Below are 15,967 nucleotides of genomic sequence, written 5' to 3'. Positions count from 1 at the left end.
GCGTCAGCCCGCTTCCGCGAACGCCGGCCTCGTCAGGTTGTCCGCATCGCCTTCGGTGCACAGCACTTCGTCCTCGATGCGGATGCCGCCGTACGGGCGGAATGCGTCGACGCGCGTCCAGTCGACGCTGGCGGCGTGGTCGTTCTTCTTGACCTCGTCCAGCAGCAGGTCGATGAAGTACAGGCCGGGTTCGATGGTCACCACCATGCCCGGTTCCAGCACGCGGGTCATGCGCAGGTAGGGATGGCCGGCGGGTCGTTCGATGCGGCCGCCACGATCGCTCGCGGCGAAGCCGGCCACGTCGTGCACCTGCAGGCCAATCGGATGGCCCAGCCCGTGCGGGAAGAACGCCGCGCTCACGCCGGTAGCGACCGCGGCTTCGGGCGAGACCGTGATCACGCCGAAGTCCTTCAGGATGCCCATCAGCGTGTGGTGCGCATCCACGTGCAACTGCCGGTAATCCACGTCCGCCCGCACCCCGGCGCACATGCGCTGCTGCGCGGCATCCACCGCGTCGATCAGCGCCTGGAAGTCGCCACCGGTGTCGAAGGCGTAAGTGCGGGTGATGTCGCTGGCGTAGCCATGGAAACTGGCGCCGGCGTCGATCAGGAAGCTGCGCAGCGGATCGGGCGCCACGCGCTGCAGTTCCATGTAGTGCAGGATCGCCGCGTGTTCGTTGAGGCCGATGATGTTGCCGTAGGGCAGGTCATTGGCGTCCTGGCCCACCGCCGTGCAGTAGGCCATGTGGATGCCGAACTCGCTCTCCCCCGCGCGGAAGGCAGCTTCGGCGGCGCGGTGTCCGCGCACGGCCAGGCGCTGCGCCTGCCGCATCAGCGCGATCTCGTACGGCGTCTTGTACGAGCGCTGGTATTCCAGGTACTGGATCACCGGCTCGGGATTGTTCGGCGCGTAGTCGCCGAGCGTGCTCTGCGGCTCGCCGAGGATCGCACTGCGGGCCGCAGGCGGCAGCAGCGCCGCCGCTTCGTCCGGCTTGCGGATGATGTGGACATCGACGTGGTCCACCCACCAGCCACTCGGTGCACCTGGCACGACATGCCAGTAGTCGAACGGCTGGTAGAAGATCACCTGCGGCCGCTTGCCGGGCGTGTACACCAGCCAGCTGTAGGGCAGCCGCGTGAGCGGGAGCCAGGCCTTGAACTGCGGGTTCACCGCGTACGGATAGTCGCGGTCGTCGAAGACCTGCCAATGCTGGGTCCCACTGGGCACGACCAGGTGGTCGAAGCCGCCGCGCGCCAACGCTTCGTCCGCCCGCCGCTTCATCGTGGCCAGATGATCGGCGTACAGCGGGACGAGGTCGGTATCGAAGGAAGCGGGGGCATTCATGGCGTCGGCTCTTACTGAAGAGCCGCCATTCTGCCGCAATCGACCGGACCCCGGCCGCAGCGGTGCGATCAATCGGCTTCGGGGCCGGCGTTGACCCACTGGCGCAGCCGTTCCAGCGGCTCGCGGTCGATGGTGAGGAAGCGCAGGCCGGCGAAGGCCTGCCCGGGCGTGTTCGCGGCGGCGGACCAGATCAGGTGCGCGCCCACATCGATCGGCTGATCCTGGCCGCGCGCGTCCTGCAAGTGGAAACGCAGCTGGTACAGCGCATCGTCGACCATCGGTTCGGTGGCGACCAGCAGCATGCCCGATTCAGAGAGGTTGCCGAGCCGGCCGATCACCTGTTCCGTCATCAGGTCGAAGACCGGCACCGGCTTCGGGACGTTGCGCCGGCGGGCGCGGCGGAACTCGCGCATCATGCGATGTCTCCTGCGGGTTCGCCGCCACGCCCCGTCAGGCTGCGCAGCGCGCTGAGGGTGGCGTTCCAGGCACGGTCGATCAGGCGGCCGCGATCTTCGGTGACCACCTGCGCCTGGCCCTTGGCCATCAGGTGCGCCAGCGTATCCAGCGAATGCTCGCCCACGCGCTGGCCGCGCTGGTTGACGAACAGGGCGTTGCCGGTCACCGGACTGAACCACGACAGGCGCTGGCGCTGCACGTCGCCCTGCTGGTTGCGGGTGAATTCGAACCAGGTGCCGAACGGGAGCGTGCGCAGGTAGTCGTAGCACTCCTGCTCCTGCGGCGTACGCGGCTGCACCGGCTTCTTCTTGACCTCGCCCTGTCCGCCCAGCCGCGCGCGCGCCTTCAGTCGCGCGGTCAGCTCGGTGCGCGACGTGGTCTCGTCTTCCTCCGCACTGGAGAGCCGGCGCGAGATCGCGGCGGCCTCGTCCTCGTGGTAGCCCACCTGCACCAGCGACTTCTCGATCTTCGTCGCCAGCGCCGGATCGGCGGGCTGCGCCGAGGTCGTGGCGGCCACGATCTCCAGCGTGGTCTGCAGCTGGTCGGCCCACTCGGTGGACGATTCGCCATTGCGCAGCTGGGTGAGCGTCAGCACGTCCGCCCACGCCTGGCTGAGCAGCGCCTGCACGAACTTCTGCGGTTTCGCATCGGCCATCGCCGACTCGATGGTGTCGGCGGCGCGCTGCTTGGCCACCTCCAGCCGGTCCTTGCCGCGTGCGGCTTCGATCTGCCGACGCTCGGCCAGCTCCGCCTTGCGCGCGGCCGCCTGCAGGTGCTGCTGCACGTCGCGGTTGGCGTCTTCGAAGACAGCCTCATCGCCCTCGTAGGTCTCGACGACGGTCTCCACCGCCTTGTGCAAGCGTTGCACCAGGTGGGGATCGACATCGTCGTCACCGAGCCAGGTGGCGCCGGACTCGGCGACCGTGTTGAGGAGGTCGCGCGCCGGGTGCTGCGGCCGCAGGAAGAAATTGCGGTCGCGCAGGGCCGCCTGCACCACGGGTACCTGCAGGCGCACCAGCATGTCGGCGGCCGGCGCGTCGTGCTGCACTTCGCGCTCGATCTCGTTGTAGAGCAGGTCGAGCAGCTCGAACGTGTCGGAATCGGCGCTGGCCAGCGTGGCGCCGGGGCCGTGCTTGGCGCGGACTTCGGCGAGCATGGTCTGCTGGAGGTCCGCCACGGTGCGGCGCGGCTGGTCCGGTGTCCGTGCGGGCAGCGGTGCGCTCTGCAGCATCCGCAGCGTGTCGAGGACGTCCGGCGTCGGCAGCAGGCGGCGTGGCGCCGCATCGCGCGTCGCGCTGCCCCCGGTGGTCGAGGGCATTGCGGCAGCACCGCCCGTGCCTCCCTGTGCCTGGGGCAGACCGCCGCCGTCGCCGATGGATGCAGGGTGCGCGCCGGCACCCCCGTCGGGGGTCATCGCTGCGCCGTCGCCCGCCTGTCCCCCGAGCGACGCGATGTCAGCGGCCTGCGCCAGTGCATCGGCCTGGAGTCCGCCGCGGCGGATGGCCAGCAGCTTCTGCAGGACGTCGAATGAGCCCGCCGTCTCCTTCGGCGCGTCCGCAGCGGTCGCGGCATCGGCTGCGGCAGGCGCAGACGTGGCCGCCGGCGGGAAGGCGTCTCCACTCCCCTTGCCACCGGTCAGCGCACCCGCCACCGCGTGCAGTTGCTCCGGCGTCAGCGTGGCCCAATGCGATCCGGCCGGCTGGCCCTGCCAGCCGGTCATGGGCCGGGCGCCGCCGCCAGCTTCGTCGCGGGGCGGCCGCACGATCTCGAGATTGCGTGCGCGCCGCGGCATGTAGACCAGGCCGGGCAGGATGCCCTCGCGCGCCAGGAACTGGTTCACCGTGTTCGCCCACTCGGTGTAGTTCAGCATCACCTTGTGGTCGAAGCTGCGGTACAGCACGAGCTGCGCATCGATGGACAACTCGAGGCAGGCGGCGGCTTCCTTCAGCAGCTGGCACAGGCGGTAAGGGCCCAGCGGCAGCGTCTCGGCCTCGTAGGCCGGTTGGCCGGCGATGACGCCCATCCGCTGGCCCAGCATCAGGATCTGCGCGTTGCCGCGCTGCTCATGCCGGCGCGCGACTTCGCGCAGCACGATTTCCTGGTCCATCACCGCGTCTTCGACCAGGGTCATGGTCTGGAAATCCAGGCGGGCGGGGGGCTGTTCGCCGCCACTGCGCGTGCTGCGGATCGCGGCCAGCTCGGACTCCAGTGCGAACATATACTGCGGCACCAGGTCCACGCGGTTCTTCTGCAGCGACCGCAGGTCGACGAAGATCTGCGTCTGCATGTGGTTGCTGCGGGCCTGCTCGGCCTGCTTGAAGAGCTGCTGCTCGAACTCCACCAGCATGCCGTTCAGCGCGGACACGAAATCCGGCGCGATGTGGTCGAACAGGTTCTGCAGCAGTCGCCGCACGCGCGGCGGCAGCGCCGACGATGCAATCGTGGTCGGCGCGGCAGCGGACGTCGGCGGTCGTGTCGCGGTCATCGGTGCAGTGGGCTCCCCCGTGGCGGCATCATTATCACACCCTGTGTCGCCTGCGCACCCATCCATCGCCATCTCACGGCAGCCGGGTGCCTAGCTGTCCAGGAACAGTTCGACCACATCGTTGGTGAACCGGCGTCCCAGCGCCGTGGGGCTCACATGGGTCTGCGAGACGTCCAGCCAGCCCCGTTGCAAGGCGTGTTCCAGCGGACCGGCGATGTTCGATACCGGCAGGCCGGTGGTGGCGGTGAAGTCCGCCAGTGCGAAGCCATCCTGCAGCCTCAACGCGTTCAGCATGAACTCGAACGGTCGGCGATCCGGCGTGATGTCGTCGTCACCGCCGATCGCCGCCGGCGTGCCCGCGGCGGCGAGATAGGCGGCAGGATGCTTGATCTTCCAGCGGCGCAGGATCCGCTGCGTCGCCCCCGCGGTGATCTTGCCGTGCGCGCCGGCGCCGATCCCGATGTAATCGCCGTAACGCCAATAATTGAGGTTGTGCGCACAGCGGCGTTGCGGACGGGCGTATGCACTGACCTCGTAGTGCGCGTACCCCGCGTCGGCCAACAGCGCCTGGCAATGCTCCTGCATGTCCCATGCGTGATCGTCGTCGGGGATGCCCTGTGGTGGCCGCGCGAAGAACACGGTGTTCGGTTCCAGCGTCAGCTGGTAATGCGAGATGTGTGCGGGCTGCAAGGCGAACGCGCGCTGCAGGTCGTGCTCGGCCATGGCCAGGGTCTGGCCGGGCAGGGCGTACATCAGGTCGAGGTTGAGGTTGTCGAAGCCGGCATCCTGCGCCAGCCTGACCGCGTGCTCGGCCTCGCGGCTGTCGTGGATGCGGCCGAGTTTTTCCAGGCTCGCGTCATCGAAGCTCTGGATGCCAAAGCTGATCCGGTTGACGCCCGCCGCCCGGTAGCGGTCGAAACGCCCGTGCTCGGCCGTGCCCGGGTTGGTCTCCAGCGTGATCTCCAGCCCCGGCGCGAAACGCAGCCGGCTGCTCGCACCCTGCAGGAAGCGGTCGATCGCATCCGGCGGGAACAGGCTCGGCGTCCCGCCGCCGAAGAACACGCTGTGCACGGTACGGCCCCATACGAGCGGCAGGTCGTGGTCCAGGTCGCGCAGCAGCGCATCCACGTAGTCGTCGAACGGCAGTGCGCCGTTGCCCTGGTGCGAATTGAAGTCGCAGTACGGACATTTGCGCACGCACCACGGCAGGTGCACGTAGAGCGAGAGGGGCGGGGGAATCAGCATGTCGGGTAAGCCAGTCTTGTCGTCCGTTCAAGCATCGGCAGGAGCGCCCGGTGGGCGCGATGCTTCGTCTCGCGGGGTCTGCGGAAAAGCATCGCGGGCATGGCCCGCGCCTACCAGGTCTCGAGCAGGCGCTGCTTCAGGCCGGCCAGCGCCTTGCCGCGATGGCTGATGCGGTTCTTGTCTTCGAGCGGCATTTCCGCGGCGGATTGTCCGCGCTGCGGATCGAAGAACACCGGATCGTAGCCGTGGCCCCCGTTGCCGCGACGCTCGCGCAGGATCTCGCCGCGCCACTCGCCCTCGACGATCAGGGGCTGCGGATCGTCCGCGTGGCGAAGCAGCACCAGCACGCAGTAGAAGTGCGCGCCGCGACGTTCGCCGTCGACGTCGTCCAGCGCTTCCAGCAGCTTGTCGATGTTGCGCTCGGCGTTGCCGTGTTCGCCGGCGTAGCGCGCCGAATACAGGCCCGGTGCGCCGTCCAACGCATCCACGCAGATGCCGGAATCGTCGGCCAGTGCGGGCAGGCCGGTCTGCAGGCTGGCGTGGCGTGCCTTGATCAGCGCGTTCTCCACGAACGTGGTGCCGGTTTCCTCGGCGTCATCCACGCCCAGGTCGGACTGCGCGACCAGTTCGATGCCGGTATCGGCCAGCAGGCCATGGAGTTCTTCCAGCTTGCCGTGGTTGGAGGAGGCGAGGACGAGTTTCATGGCGGATCAGCCCTTGGGTTGCAGCAGGTCCCAGCGATTGCCGTAGGCATCGCGGAACACGACGACGGTGGCGTAGCCTTCCTCGCGCGGCGTCTCCAGGAATTCGACCCCGGCGGCGACCATGCGCGCATGGTCGCGCCAGAAGTCGTCCGTCTGAAGGAAAAAAGCCACGCGGCCGCCGGTCTGGTCGCCGATGCGCGCGCGCTGTTCGGCGGTGCTGGCCACGGCGAGCAGCAGGCCGGTGCCGCCATCGCCGGCCGGTGCCACGCGCACCCAGCGCTTGCCGCCGCCGAGGTCGGTGTCCTCGCGCACCTCGAAGCCCAGCGCATCGCGGTAGTGAGCGATGGCGTGGTCGTAGTCGTCGACGACCAGGGTGACCAGGCTGAGGGTCTGGGACATGCGGGGAATCCGTCGAAAGGGACCGACCAGGGTAGGGGTCAGCCCGCCAGCGCCGCACGCTGGGCGGCGAACAGCTCGCCGATGCCCTTCTCGCCCAGCGCCAACAGCGCATCCAGTTCATCGCGGCGGAACGCATGGCCTTCGGCGGTGCCCTGCAGTTCGATGAAACCGCCGCCGTCGTTCATCACCAGGTTCATGTCGGTGTCGCAGTCGCTGTCTTCGGGGTAGTCCAGGTCCAGTACCGGCACGCCGCGGTAGATCCCGACCGACACGGCGGCCACCGCGCCGTGCACCACGTCGCGCTTGATCTCGTTGCGCGATTTCAGCCAGTTCACCGCATCCACAAGCGCGACGTAGGCACCCGTGATCGCCGCGGTGCGCGTGCCGCCGTCGGCCTGCAGCACGTCGCAATCCAGGGTGATGGTGCGCTCGCCCAGCGCGCCGCGGTCGACGCAGGCTCGCAGCGTGCGTCCGATCAGCCGCTGGATCTCCAGCGTGCGACCGCCCTGCTTGCCGCGCGAGGCCTCACGATCGCTGCGGGTATGCGTGGAACGCGGCAGCATGCCGTACTCCGCCGTCACCCAGCCCTCGCCCTTGCCGCGCAGGAAGCCCGGCACCTTGTTTTCCACCGTCGCGGTGCACAGCACGCGGGTGTGGCCGAAGCTCACCAGCACCGAGCCCTCCGCATGGCGGGTGTAGTTGCGCAGGATGCCGACGTCGCGCATCTGGTCGGGCAGGCGGCCGCTGGGGCGGGAGAAGGACATGGGGACATCCGCGATGAGGGGGGTGAAGTTTAGCAGTCGCGTTCCGCCCGCCCCGGCGGCCGCCGTGCGGGCTGCTAAGATGCGCCGCTCACTGGTCCGATGGGCAACCGCATGATCCGCAGCATGACGGCGTTCGCCACCGCCGAACGCGCCACCGACGGCGGCACGCTGGCGGCTGAACTGCGCGCGGTTAACCACCGTTTCCTGGAACTGGGCGTGCGTCTGCCGGACGAACTGCGCGCGCTGGAACCCGCGCTGCGCGAGCGCGTGGCGTCGCGCGTGTCGCGCGGCAAGCTCGACCTGACCCTGCGCCTGCGTGCGCCTGAAGGCGGTGGCGCGCTGCAGCTCAATCCGCGCGTCGTCGCGCAGTTGGCGGACCTGGCCTCGGACCTGTCCGACCGGATGCCCAACCTGCGCACCCAGCTCACCGACCTGTTGCAGTTCCCGGGCGTGCTGCAGACCAGGGGTGTGGACATGGAGGCGCTGCAGGCCGAGGCGCTGTCGCTGCTGGATGCGGTACTCGACCAGTTCGTCGCCGCGCGCGAGCGCGAGGGCGGCAAGCTGGTGGCCGCGATCCTGGAGCGCGTGGACGGCATCGCCTCGCTGGCCGCGGAAGTGCGCACGCTGATCCCGCAGATCCGCGCCGGCCAGCGGCAGAAGCTGGAAGCCCGGCTGGCCGACGTGGCGCAGAACATGGAGCAGGGACGGCTGGAACAGGAACTGGTGCTGTGGCTGCAGAAGCTCGACGTGGACGAGGAGCTCGACCGCCTCGACAGCCACGTCAAGGAAATCCGCCGCGTCTTCACCCAGAAGGAGCCGCAGGGCCGCCGGCTGGACTTCCTGCTGCAGGAGTTCAACCGCGAGGCGAACACGCTGGGCTCCAAGTCCGTCGACATCCGCACCACCAACATCGCGGTGGAACTGAAGGTGCTGATCGACCAGATCCGCGAACAGGCGCAGAACATCGAATGAAGCGCGGAACCCTCTATATCGTCGCGGCGCCGTCGGGCGCGGGCAAGAGCAGCATCGTCAACGCCGTGCTGGCGCGCGATGCCGACATCGCGCTGTCCATCTCGTTCACCTCGCGCGCGGCGCGACCGGGCGAACGGCATGCGCAGCACTACCACTTCATCAGCGCCGACGAATTCAAGGCGATGATCCGGGCCGGCGATTTCTTCGAGTACGCCGAAGTGCACGGTGACTGGAAGGGGACGGCGCGCCAGTCCGTCGAGCCGCAGCTCGACGCCGGCAAGGACGTGCTGCTGGAGATCGACTGGCAGGGTGCCCGCCAGGTACGGGAGAAAGTGCCGGACGCGGTGAGCGTGTTCATCCTGCCCCCGTCGCGCGCCGCGCTGGAGCAGCGCATGCGCAACCGCGGGCAGGACAGCGAAGAAGTGATCCAGCGTCGTCTGGCGGCGGCCCGCGAGGAGATGTCGCACTACGACGAGTTCGACTATGTCATCGTCAACGACGTGTTCGACACCGCGGTCGAGCAGATGCACACCATCTTCACCGCCAGCCGCCTGCGCCGGGAGGCGCAGGACGTGCGCCACGCCGATCTGATCGCCGCGTTGCTGGCGGAGTAGCGCCAGGCTTTCGCAGAGCCTCGCTTGCCAGGCTCCGCGCGTCCCGAGGTCCGGTGGGATGCGTACAGCCAGCGGAGCCAGCTCGGCTCTATGACGGCAGGGATCCGTAGCGGCGCCTTAAATCATTGATTTTCAAGGAAAGGCTTGCATTGCCAGGCCTGGCTGCCTACAATCCCGGCCCCTTTCCGTATTCACTGGGCGGCCAGCCGGTCGCCGGGAGCCCGCATGGCCCGCATCACCGTCGAAGATTGCCTGGAAGTCGTAGATAACCGTTTCGATCTGGTCACGATGGCCGCCAAGCGCGCCCGTCAGCTCGCGAACGGCGTGGAACCGCAGATCGACAACAACGAAGCACAGGACAAGCCCACCGTGCTGGCGCTGCGCGAGATCGCCGCGCGCAAGATCGACAACGAGCTGATCGACCGCGTCGAGAAGGCCGAGCGCGAGCGCGCCGAACGCGAAGCGCTGGAATGGGCCGCAGCCGAAGTGGTGGCCGACGACGACCTGTCGAAGGGCGACGACTGATCGACGGCGTCTGACGTTCCCATCGGAACGGACGATCACCGGAAAGCCCGCGCAAGCGGGCTTTCCGCGTTTCCGGGGTCCGGTTTCGCGTTGCCGTGGAGACGCGACTGGCATAGTCTGGCGGCATGAATTCCGGCCGTACCGCCAAGGCGCTCCGCAGCCCTGCTTCGTCCCGTGACGAAAGCGTGCCGGAGTATGTCGCCCAGTTCGAGAAGTTGGTGGCATACCTGCCGAAGGCGCAGCTGCCGTTGCTGCGGCGCGCGTGGGAAGTCGGTGCGGCCGCGCATGCCGGACAGACCCGCAAGTCCGGCGAGCCCTACATCACCCATCCCGTGGCGGTGGCCGGCGTGCTGGCCGAGCTGGGGATGGATGCCGAAACGCTGATCGCCGCGATCCTGCATGACACCATCGAGGATACGCCGCTGACCGGCGCCGACATCGCCGCCGAGTTCGGCGAATCGGTCGCCGAGCTGGTGGAAGGCGTCACCAAGCTGGACAAGCTGAAGTTCCGCGATCGCCAGGAAGCGGCGGCCGAGAGTTTCCGCAAGATGCTGCTGGCGATGTCGCGCGACCTGCGCGTCATCATGATCAAGCTGGCCGACCGCCTGCACAACATGCGGACACTGGGCGCGCAGAGTGCCGAGGCGCGCGGGCGCATCGCGCGCGAAACGCTGGAGATCTACGCGCCCATCGCGCAGCGGCTGGGCATGAACCTGGTCAAGTCGGAACTGCAGGACCTGGGGTTCCGCGCGCTGCATCCGTGGCGGCACGCGGTGATCGAGAAGCACATCCGCAGCCAGCCGGTGATGCGTCGCGAATCGATGGCCCAGATCGAGGCGCACCTCTCGCAGCGCCTGGCGAAGGAAGGCATCGAGCATCGCCTGGTCAGCAGGGTGAAGACGCCCTGGAGCATCTACCAGAAGATGCGCGGCGAAGGCAAAAGCTTCGATCGGGTGATGGATGTGTTCGGCTTCCGCGTCGTCGTGGATTCCGTGCCGTCGTGCTACCACGCACTGGGTGCGGTGCATGCGCAGTACAAGCCGCTGGACGGCCGGTTCCGCGATTTCATCGCCATTCCCAAGGCCAACGGCTACCAGTCGCTGCATACGGTGCTGTTCGGTCCCTACGGGTCGCCGATCGAGGTACAGATCCGCACCACCGAGATGGACCTGGTCGCCGAGCGCGGCATCGCGGCCCACTGGACCTACAAGTTCGGCACCGATGCCCCGAACAGCGCGCAGAACCGTGCGCATGCGTGGATCGTGGAGCTGATCGACAACCAGCGCGCGGCGGGCTCGTCGCTGGAGTTCCTCGACAACGTGAAGGTGGACCTGTTCCCGGACGAGGTCTATCTGTTCACGCCGAAGGGCAAGATCCTGTCGCTGCCGCGCAATGCCACCGCGCTCGACTTCGCCTACGCGGTGCACACCGATGTCGGCAACCAGGCGGTCGCCTCGCGCGTGGACAAGAAGCTGGTGCCCTTGCGTACGAAGCTGGCCAGCGGACAGAGCGTGGAGATCATCACCGCCAAGTCCGCGGCGCCGAAGCCGCAGTGGCTCGAGTTCGTCGTCACCAGCAAGGCGCGGACCGCGATCCGCCACCAGCTGAAGCAGCTCGAACACGAGGACGCCGTGCAGCTGGGCCACCGGATGCTCGACCGCGCGCTGGAGGACCTCGACAGCTCGCTGGAGCGGCTGCCGCAGCAGCGCCTCGAGGCCTTCCTCAGCGAGCACAAGTACCCACGCCTGGAGGCCTTCCTGGCCGATGTCGCGCTGGGCAACTGGATGCCGTCGCAGGCGGCGCAGGCGCTGACCGCGTTCGCCGAACTGCGCGGTGGCGGGCATTCCAAGCATTCGCAGGAAAAGATCCTGATCACCGGCGGCGAACGCGGCGTGGTCAGCTTCGCGCAGTGCTGCCAGCCGATTCCGGGCGACGAGATCATGGGCTACCACACCGCCGGCAAAGGCATCGTGGTGCATCGGCTCGACTGCCCCAACGTCACCGAATTCCGCAAGTCGCCGGAGCGCTGGGTGCCGATCGCATGGGACGCGAAGGTCACCGGCGACTACGACGCCGCGTTGCTCATCGACGTGGAGAACCGTCCCGGCGTGCTGGCGCAGGTCGCCGCCGCGGTGGCCAAGAGCCAATCCAACATCGAGCGCGTCGAATACCTCGAGCGCGACATCAACGTCGCCGTGCTGCGCTTCTCGATTCAGGTGCGCGACCGTAACCACCTGGCGGAAGTGATGCGCCGGTTGCGGCGCCTCAATGTCGTGCACGGCGTCCGTCGCCAGTGACGTAGGTCGGGCGCAGGCCCGGCGTGCTGATGCTTGTGCTTGCGGCGCTGTAGTTCGGCAGGGTTCCCTGGTCGCTTAAAGCCATCGCGATCCGATCGGCCACGATGGCGGGCCGGGGCCCGCCCTACGTAGAATCCGGGTATCCACACAGGAGTCGCGCATGACCAGGCAGATCATCCACACCGAACAGGCACCCGCCGCCATCGGCCCGTATTCGCAGGCGGTTCGCGCGGGCAACACGGTGTACTTCTCCGGCCAGATCCCGCTGGATCCGGCGACCGGCAATCTGGTGGATGGCGACATCACCGCGCAGGCGCGCCGCGCGTTCGACAACCTCAAGGCGGTGGCGGAAGCGGCAGGCGGTTCGCTCGATCGCATCGTGCGCCTCGGTCTGTACCTGACCGACCTGTCGCAGTTCGCTGCAGTCAATGCGGTGATGCAGGATTATTTCGCCGCGCCGTATCCGGCACGCTCGACGATCGAAGTATCCGGCCTGCCGAAGGGCGCGGCGTTCGAGGTCGATGCCGTGATGGTGCTCGACTGAGTCCTGCCGGGCGTGCGTGCTTCAGGCCGTGCCGCGGGATGAGGGCGGCCGCCGGGTTTCGCTGGGCGTATGCCCGGTCCAGCGTTTGAACGCGCGCCGGAACTCGCGCACGTCGTTGAACCCGATCTGGGTGCCCACCGTGGCGATGGTCATTTCCGCGTCCTGCAGCAGTTCCAGTGCGCGCTCCGTGCGCACACGGTCGTGCACGGCGCTGAAGCTGGTGCCTTCCTCGGCGAGCTGCCGACGCAGCGTGCGCTCGCTGAGGTGGAGTGCAGCCGCCACGTCGGTCATCTGCGGGTTGTCGCGCAGCCGTGGACGCAGTTGCCGTTCGACGGCGGCGGTGGTCTCGCCGCGCAGCGACATCGCCGTCAGTTGTGCACGGCACAGGGCCAGCGCCTGGCCCGAGGTCACCGGGTTGTAGCTGGTGAAGGGCAGCTCCAGCCAGCGCCGGTCGACCACCATCGCGTGCTGCGCTTGGTTGAAGCGGACGTCGCACCCGAACAGGTCGGTGTAACGCGCGGCATAGCGCGGCGCCGGATAACCGAGTTCGAGACGCAATGGCCGGAACTCCGGCCCGACCAGTTCACGGGCCAGCATCAGCGTGCTGGCGAACATCTCCTCGCACAGGAACGGCAGCAGGTCCGCGGCCTCCTCCGGCGCGGTCGCGACCACGGCCAGGCTGCCGTCGTTGCGGTCCTGCATGTCCAGGTCCATCAGGGGGCCGAGGTTGCGCTGGTACTCCAGGCCGATCTGCACGGCGTCGCCGAACGTGGGTGCCGTCTTCATCGCCAGGCCCAGCAGGCCGAAGTTGCCGCCGTTCTGCTTCTCGCCCATGGCCAGCCCCACGCCGTCGATGGGCAGGGTCGGCAGCGCGCGGCGGATGATCTCGCTGGCCTGGCGGTAGGACACGCGCGCCTGCGGGTCGTGGATCTCCTGCACGTTCAACCGCATGCCGGCGAACCAGCTTTCCGCTTTCACGCCGAATTCGCCGGCCAGCAGCACCAGGCCGCACAGCATGTTGGTGGGCAGATTGGCGATCGACAGGCGATTGCCCAGTCCGGTTTTCCAGCGCATCGGAGCTCCTCCAGCTTGTCCGCTTTGCCCCCCGTAGTATGCCGCTCCCGCCCTCCGCGTCACATAGGCCGGCGCACCAGACTGGCCGGTACTACGCAGGCGTATGGGAGGGGAGACTCATGCAGCGCACCATTTCCGTGGCAGTGGCGGGCGCGCTGGCGCTCCTGGCGGGAGCCTGCCAGCAGAAGGCACCCGACGCTGCCGCCGTGGCGGCGGCCGATACCGCGTTCGCTGCCACCCTGCAGGAGCGCCTGCTGGACGCCAAGCCGGGCGATGTCATCGAGATCCCGGCCGGCCGACATGCGTTTGATCGCAGCCTCAGCCTGCGCGCGGACGAGGTGACGATCCGCGGGGCCGGCATGGACAAGACGGTGCTCAGCTTCAAGGGACAGAAAGCCGGTGCCGAGGGCCTGCTGGTCAACGGCGACGACTTCACCATCGAGAACCTCACCATCGAGGACTCCAGGGGCGACGGCCTGAAGATCAGCGAGTCGTCCAACATCACCATCCGCGGCGTCAAGGTGCAATGGACGGGCGGACCCAGCACGAAGAACGGCGCCTACGGCATCTATCCGGTGCTGACGAAGAACGTGCTGATCGAAGACACGGTCTCCATCGGTGCATCCGATGCCGGCATCTACGTGGGCCAGTCGGACGGCGTGATCGTGCGCCGCAGCCGCGCGGAGCAGAACGTCGCGGGCATCGAGATCGAGAACACCATCAACGCCGACGTCTACGAGAACGTCGCCACTGGCAACACCGGCGGCATCCTGGTGTTCAACATGCCGGGCCTGTCGCAACAGGGCGGCAACATCCGCGTCTACGCCAACAAGGTGATCGCCAACAACCACGAGAACTTTGGTGCCAAGGGCACCCCCGTGGCCAGCGTGCCGGCGGGATCCGGCATCGTCATCAATTCCAACGACGACATTGAAGTGTTCGGCAACGAGATCCGCGACAACGCGACCGCCAACATCATCGTCTCCAGCGTGTACTCCACCGGCTACAAGGACAGCAGCGCGTCGCCGAACTTCGATCCTTATCCGGAGCGCATCCATGTCCATGGCAACACCCTGTCGGGTGGCGGCGACTCGCCGGACGGCTTCGACCTGAAGGCGCTGAAGGTGGCCACGTACGGCCTGCGCGGCAACTTCCCTGACGTGCTGTGGGATGGGTACTTCAACAAGGAGCGCGTGGTGGACGGGAAGAAGGTGGGTCCGCAGATCTGCCTGCGCGACGTCAATGGCGTGGTCAACGCGGACGGTCCCGGCGGATACAAGGCACCCAGCAAGGACGCGAAGATCCACGAGTGCGAACTGCCGCGCTTGCCGGCCGTCGACCTGAAACGCGGCTGAGACGACGCATGCGGTCGCGCACGGCGGCAGGGATGATCGTGCTGGTGGCCTGCATGGCGGTCGCCGCGTGCCGGCCGGCGCATCGCGTGCACTTCTTCGCCACAGGGCAGCCGGCGACGCTGGAGGAATGGGGCGTGGTGCGCATCGAGGACGGACGCCTGCGCCTCAACGAGGGCGTGGTGCCTTACGACCTCAGCACGCCGTTGTTCAGCGACTACGCCCACAAGCTGCGCACCGTCTGGATGCCGGCAGGCACGTCGGCCACCTACCAGGCCGAGCGGACCTTCGACTTCCCCGTCGGCACCATCCTCAGCAAGACGTTCTACTATCCGTTGCCGGAGGGAACGACATGGGACGGCACCTCGGTGGCGCGCACGCCGCCTGCACAGTCGTCCCTGCAGGGCGAGGCGCTGGACCTGGCCAAGGTGCGCCTGATCGAAACGCGCCTGCTGGTCCATCGGGCCGAAGGATGGGTGGCGCTGCCCTATGTCTGGAATGCGGCGCAGACCCAGGCCACGCTCAAGCGCACGGGCGACCTGGTGCCGCTTGCGCTGGTGGATGCGCAGGGTATGCGCGAAGCCGCCGACTACCAGGTCCCCGACCAGAACCAGTGCGGCGGTTGCCACATCACCGACAACAGGTCGCGCAAGCTGTTGCCGATCGGGCCGAAGGCACGACACCTGAACCGGGATTTCGACTACGCGGGCGGCACGGAGAACCAGTTGGCGCATCTCGTGCGTGTGGGCTATCTGACCGGCGTACCGGCCGCTCCCCCCCGGCTGGCCGATGCGATGGATCCGCAGGCATCGCTGGATGCGCGTGCGCGCGCCTACCTGGACATCAATTGCGGTCACTGCCACAGCGCCACCGGCCCGGCGATCACGTCCGGCCTGTGGCTGGACGCGCACACGCAGGACCGGTTGAAACTGGGCTTCTGCAAGCAGCCGATCGCGGCGGGCAAGGGCACGGGCAACCGGCGATACGACATCGTGCCGGGCCACGCCGCCGATTCCATCTTCGACTACAGGCTGGACAGCGACGACCCCGCGATCATGATGCCGGAGGTCGGGCGCTCGGTCGTCCATCGCGAAGGCGTGGCGCTGATCCGCGCCTGGATCGATGCGCAGTCCGGCAGTTGCGATACGGGGATGACTACGGGCAATGAAACACCGCCGGCCATCTGAGGCCG

Annotated in this window: 15 protein-coding genes; 7 read left to right on the top strand and 8 right to left on the bottom strand. The window is 68.0% G+C overall.

What is annotated here, in order from left to right:
* Positions 1-3: 3 nt before the first annotated feature.
* The 7 genes from pepQ to rph form a co-directional block, all read right to left on the bottom strand.
* On the bottom strand, positions 4-1,344 hold the full coding sequence (pepQ, locus tag ACSQ19_RS04375) for a Xaa-Pro dipeptidase (protein WP_436000278.1): 1,341 nt from the start codon (positions 1,342-1,344) through the stop codon (positions 4-6).
* A 68-nt stretch (positions 1,345-1,412) separates the two neighbouring features.
* Positions 1,413-1,760 carry a PilZ domain-containing protein gene (locus ACSQ19_RS04370; protein ID WP_296278190.1) on the bottom strand — a complete coding sequence of 116 codons (348 nt, stop codon included), beginning with the start codon at positions 1,758-1,760 and terminating at the stop codon, positions 1,413-1,415.
* Positions 1,757-4,285 carry a DUF1631 domain-containing protein gene (locus tag ACSQ19_RS04365; RefSeq protein WP_436000275.1) on the bottom strand — a complete coding sequence of 843 codons (2,529 nt, stop codon included), beginning with the start codon at positions 4,283-4,285 and terminating at the stop codon, positions 1,757-1,759. Before ACSQ19_RS04365 ends, ACSQ19_RS04370 begins: the two co-directional genes overlap by 4 nt.
* Positions 4,286-4,375: 90 nt before the next feature.
* Complete coding sequence (gene hemW / locus ACSQ19_RS04360) at positions 4,376-5,530, bottom strand: radical SAM family heme chaperone HemW (protein ID WP_436000273.1); 1,155 nt, start codon at positions 5,528-5,530, stop codon at positions 4,376-4,378.
* Positions 5,531-5,640: 110 nt separating this feature from the next.
* Positions 5,641-6,234 carry an RdgB/HAM1 family non-canonical purine NTP pyrophosphatase gene (gene rdgB, locus ACSQ19_RS04355; protein WP_299346755.1) on the bottom strand — a complete coding sequence of 198 codons (594 nt, stop codon included), beginning with the start codon at positions 6,232-6,234 and terminating at the stop codon, positions 5,641-5,643.
* A 6-nt stretch (positions 6,235-6,240) separates the two neighbouring features.
* Positions 6,241-6,633, bottom strand: coding sequence for a VOC family protein (locus tag ACSQ19_RS04350; protein ID WP_296278194.1), 393 nt, complete (start codon positions 6,631-6,633; stop codon positions 6,241-6,243).
* 38 nt (positions 6,634-6,671) lie between these two features.
* Positions 6,672-7,397, bottom strand: coding sequence for a ribonuclease PH (gene rph, locus ACSQ19_RS04345; protein WP_296278195.1), 726 nt, complete (start codon positions 7,395-7,397; stop codon positions 6,672-6,674).
* 111 nt (positions 7,398-7,508) lie between these two features.
* Between rph and ACSQ19_RS04340 the strand changes: the two genes are divergently transcribed.
* The 5 genes from ACSQ19_RS04340 to ACSQ19_RS04320 all read left to right on the top strand — a co-directional run bounded on the left by ACSQ19_RS04340 (position 7,509) and on the right by ACSQ19_RS04320 (position 12,349).
* Entirely contained in the window at positions 7,509-8,369 is an 861-nt protein-coding gene (locus ACSQ19_RS04340; protein ID WP_299346888.1) for a YicC/YloC family endoribonuclease, read from the top strand.
* Entirely contained in the window at positions 8,366-8,983 is a 618-nt protein-coding gene (gmk, locus tag ACSQ19_RS04335) for a guanylate kinase (protein WP_296278196.1), read from the top strand. Before ACSQ19_RS04340 ends, gmk begins: the two co-directional genes overlap by 4 nt.
* Before the next feature lie 225 nt (positions 8,984-9,208).
* Positions 9,209-9,508, top strand: coding sequence for a DNA-directed RNA polymerase subunit omega (rpoZ, locus tag ACSQ19_RS04330; protein WP_296278197.1), 300 nt, complete (start codon positions 9,209-9,211; stop codon positions 9,506-9,508).
* Between the two features lie 125 nt (positions 9,509-9,633).
* On the top strand, positions 9,634-11,805 hold the full coding sequence (locus ACSQ19_RS04325; RefSeq protein WP_296278198.1) for a RelA/SpoT family protein: 2,172 nt from the start codon (positions 9,634-9,636) through the stop codon (positions 11,803-11,805).
* Between the two features lie 160 nt (positions 11,806-11,965).
* Positions 11,966-12,349 carry a RidA family protein gene (locus tag ACSQ19_RS04320; RefSeq protein WP_436000268.1) on the top strand — a complete coding sequence of 128 codons (384 nt, stop codon included), beginning with the start codon at positions 11,966-11,968 and terminating at the stop codon, positions 12,347-12,349.
* A 21-nt stretch (positions 12,350-12,370) separates the two neighbouring features.
* On the opposite strand, the gene ACSQ19_RS04315 is transcribed toward ACSQ19_RS04320, so the two are convergent.
* Positions 12,371-13,423: an AraC family transcriptional regulator gene (locus ACSQ19_RS04315; RefSeq protein WP_436000266.1), complete on the bottom strand. Its 1,053-nt coding sequence runs from the start codon at positions 13,421-13,423 to the stop codon at positions 12,371-12,373.
* 119 nt (positions 13,424-13,542) lie between these two features.
* On the opposite strand from ACSQ19_RS04315, the gene ACSQ19_RS04310 reads away from it, so the two are divergent.
* Positions 13,543-14,778 carry a parallel beta-helix domain-containing protein gene (locus ACSQ19_RS04310; RefSeq protein ID WP_436000264.1) on the top strand — a complete coding sequence of 412 codons (1,236 nt, stop codon included), beginning with the start codon at positions 13,543-13,545 and terminating at the stop codon, positions 14,776-14,778.
* A gap of 8 nt (positions 14,779-14,786) precedes the next feature.
* Positions 14,787-15,962, top strand: coding sequence for an SO2930 family diheme c-type cytochrome (locus tag ACSQ19_RS04305; protein ID WP_436000262.1), 1,176 nt, complete (start codon positions 14,787-14,789; stop codon positions 15,960-15,962).
* Positions 15,963-15,967 lie beyond the last annotated feature (5 nt).

Source organism: Pseudoxanthomonas sp. LjRoot127, from assembly GCF_964253495.1.
Lineage (GTDB): Bacteria > Pseudomonadota > Gammaproteobacteria > Xanthomonadales > Xanthomonadaceae > Pseudoxanthomonas_A.
Note: the sequence above shows the minus strand (reverse complement) of the source record. Positions and strands in the feature narration are given on the sequence as shown.

Coding starts and splice junctions, on each gene's coding strand:
- hemW (WP_436000273.1), bottom strand. CDS start 5,530: ATGCTGATTCCCCCGCCCCTCTCGCTCTACGTGCACCTGCCGTGGTGC.
- ACSQ19_RS04340 (WP_299346888.1), top strand. CDS start 7,509: ATGATCCGCAGCATGACGGCGTTCGCCACCGCCGAACGCGCCACCGAC.
- rpoZ (WP_296278197.1), top strand. CDS start 9,209: ATGGCCCGCATCACCGTCGAAGATTGCCTGGAAGTCGTAGATAACCGT.
- ACSQ19_RS04365 (WP_436000275.1), bottom strand. CDS start 4,285: ATGACCGCGACACGACCGCCGACGTCCGCTGCCGCGCCGACCACGATT.
- pepQ (WP_436000278.1), bottom strand. CDS start 1,344: ATGAATGCCCCCGCTTCCTTCGATACCGACCTCGTCCCGCTGTACGCC.
- ACSQ19_RS04305 (WP_436000262.1), top strand. CDS start 14,787: ATGCGGTCGCGCACGGCGGCAGGGATGATCGTGCTGGTGGCCTGCATG.
- ACSQ19_RS04310 (WP_436000264.1), top strand. CDS start 13,543: ATGCAGCGCACCATTTCCGTGGCAGTGGCGGGCGCGCTGGCGCTCCTG.
- rdgB (WP_299346755.1), bottom strand. CDS start 6,234: ATGAAACTCGTCCTCGCCTCCTCCAACCACGGCAAGCTGGAAGAACTC.
- gmk (WP_296278196.1), top strand. CDS start 8,366: ATGAAGCGCGGAACCCTCTATATCGTCGCGGCGCCGTCGGGCGCGGGC.
- ACSQ19_RS04370 (WP_296278190.1), bottom strand. CDS start 1,760: ATGATGCGCGAGTTCCGCCGCGCCCGCCGGCGCAACGTCCCGAAGCCG.
- ACSQ19_RS04320 (WP_436000268.1), top strand. CDS start 11,966: ATGACCAGGCAGATCATCCACACCGAACAGGCACCCGCCGCCATCGGC.
- ACSQ19_RS04315 (WP_436000266.1), bottom strand. CDS start 13,423: ATGCGCTGGAAAACCGGACTGGGCAATCGCCTGTCGATCGCCAATCTG.
- rph (WP_296278195.1), bottom strand. CDS start 7,397: ATGTCCTTCTCCCGCCCCAGCGGCCGCCTGCCCGACCAGATGCGCGAC.
- ACSQ19_RS04350 (WP_296278194.1), bottom strand. CDS start 6,633: ATGTCCCAGACCCTCAGCCTGGTCACCCTGGTCGTCGACGACTACGAC.
- ACSQ19_RS04325 (WP_296278198.1), top strand. CDS start 9,634: ATGAATTCCGGCCGTACCGCCAAGGCGCTCCGCAGCCCTGCTTCGTCC.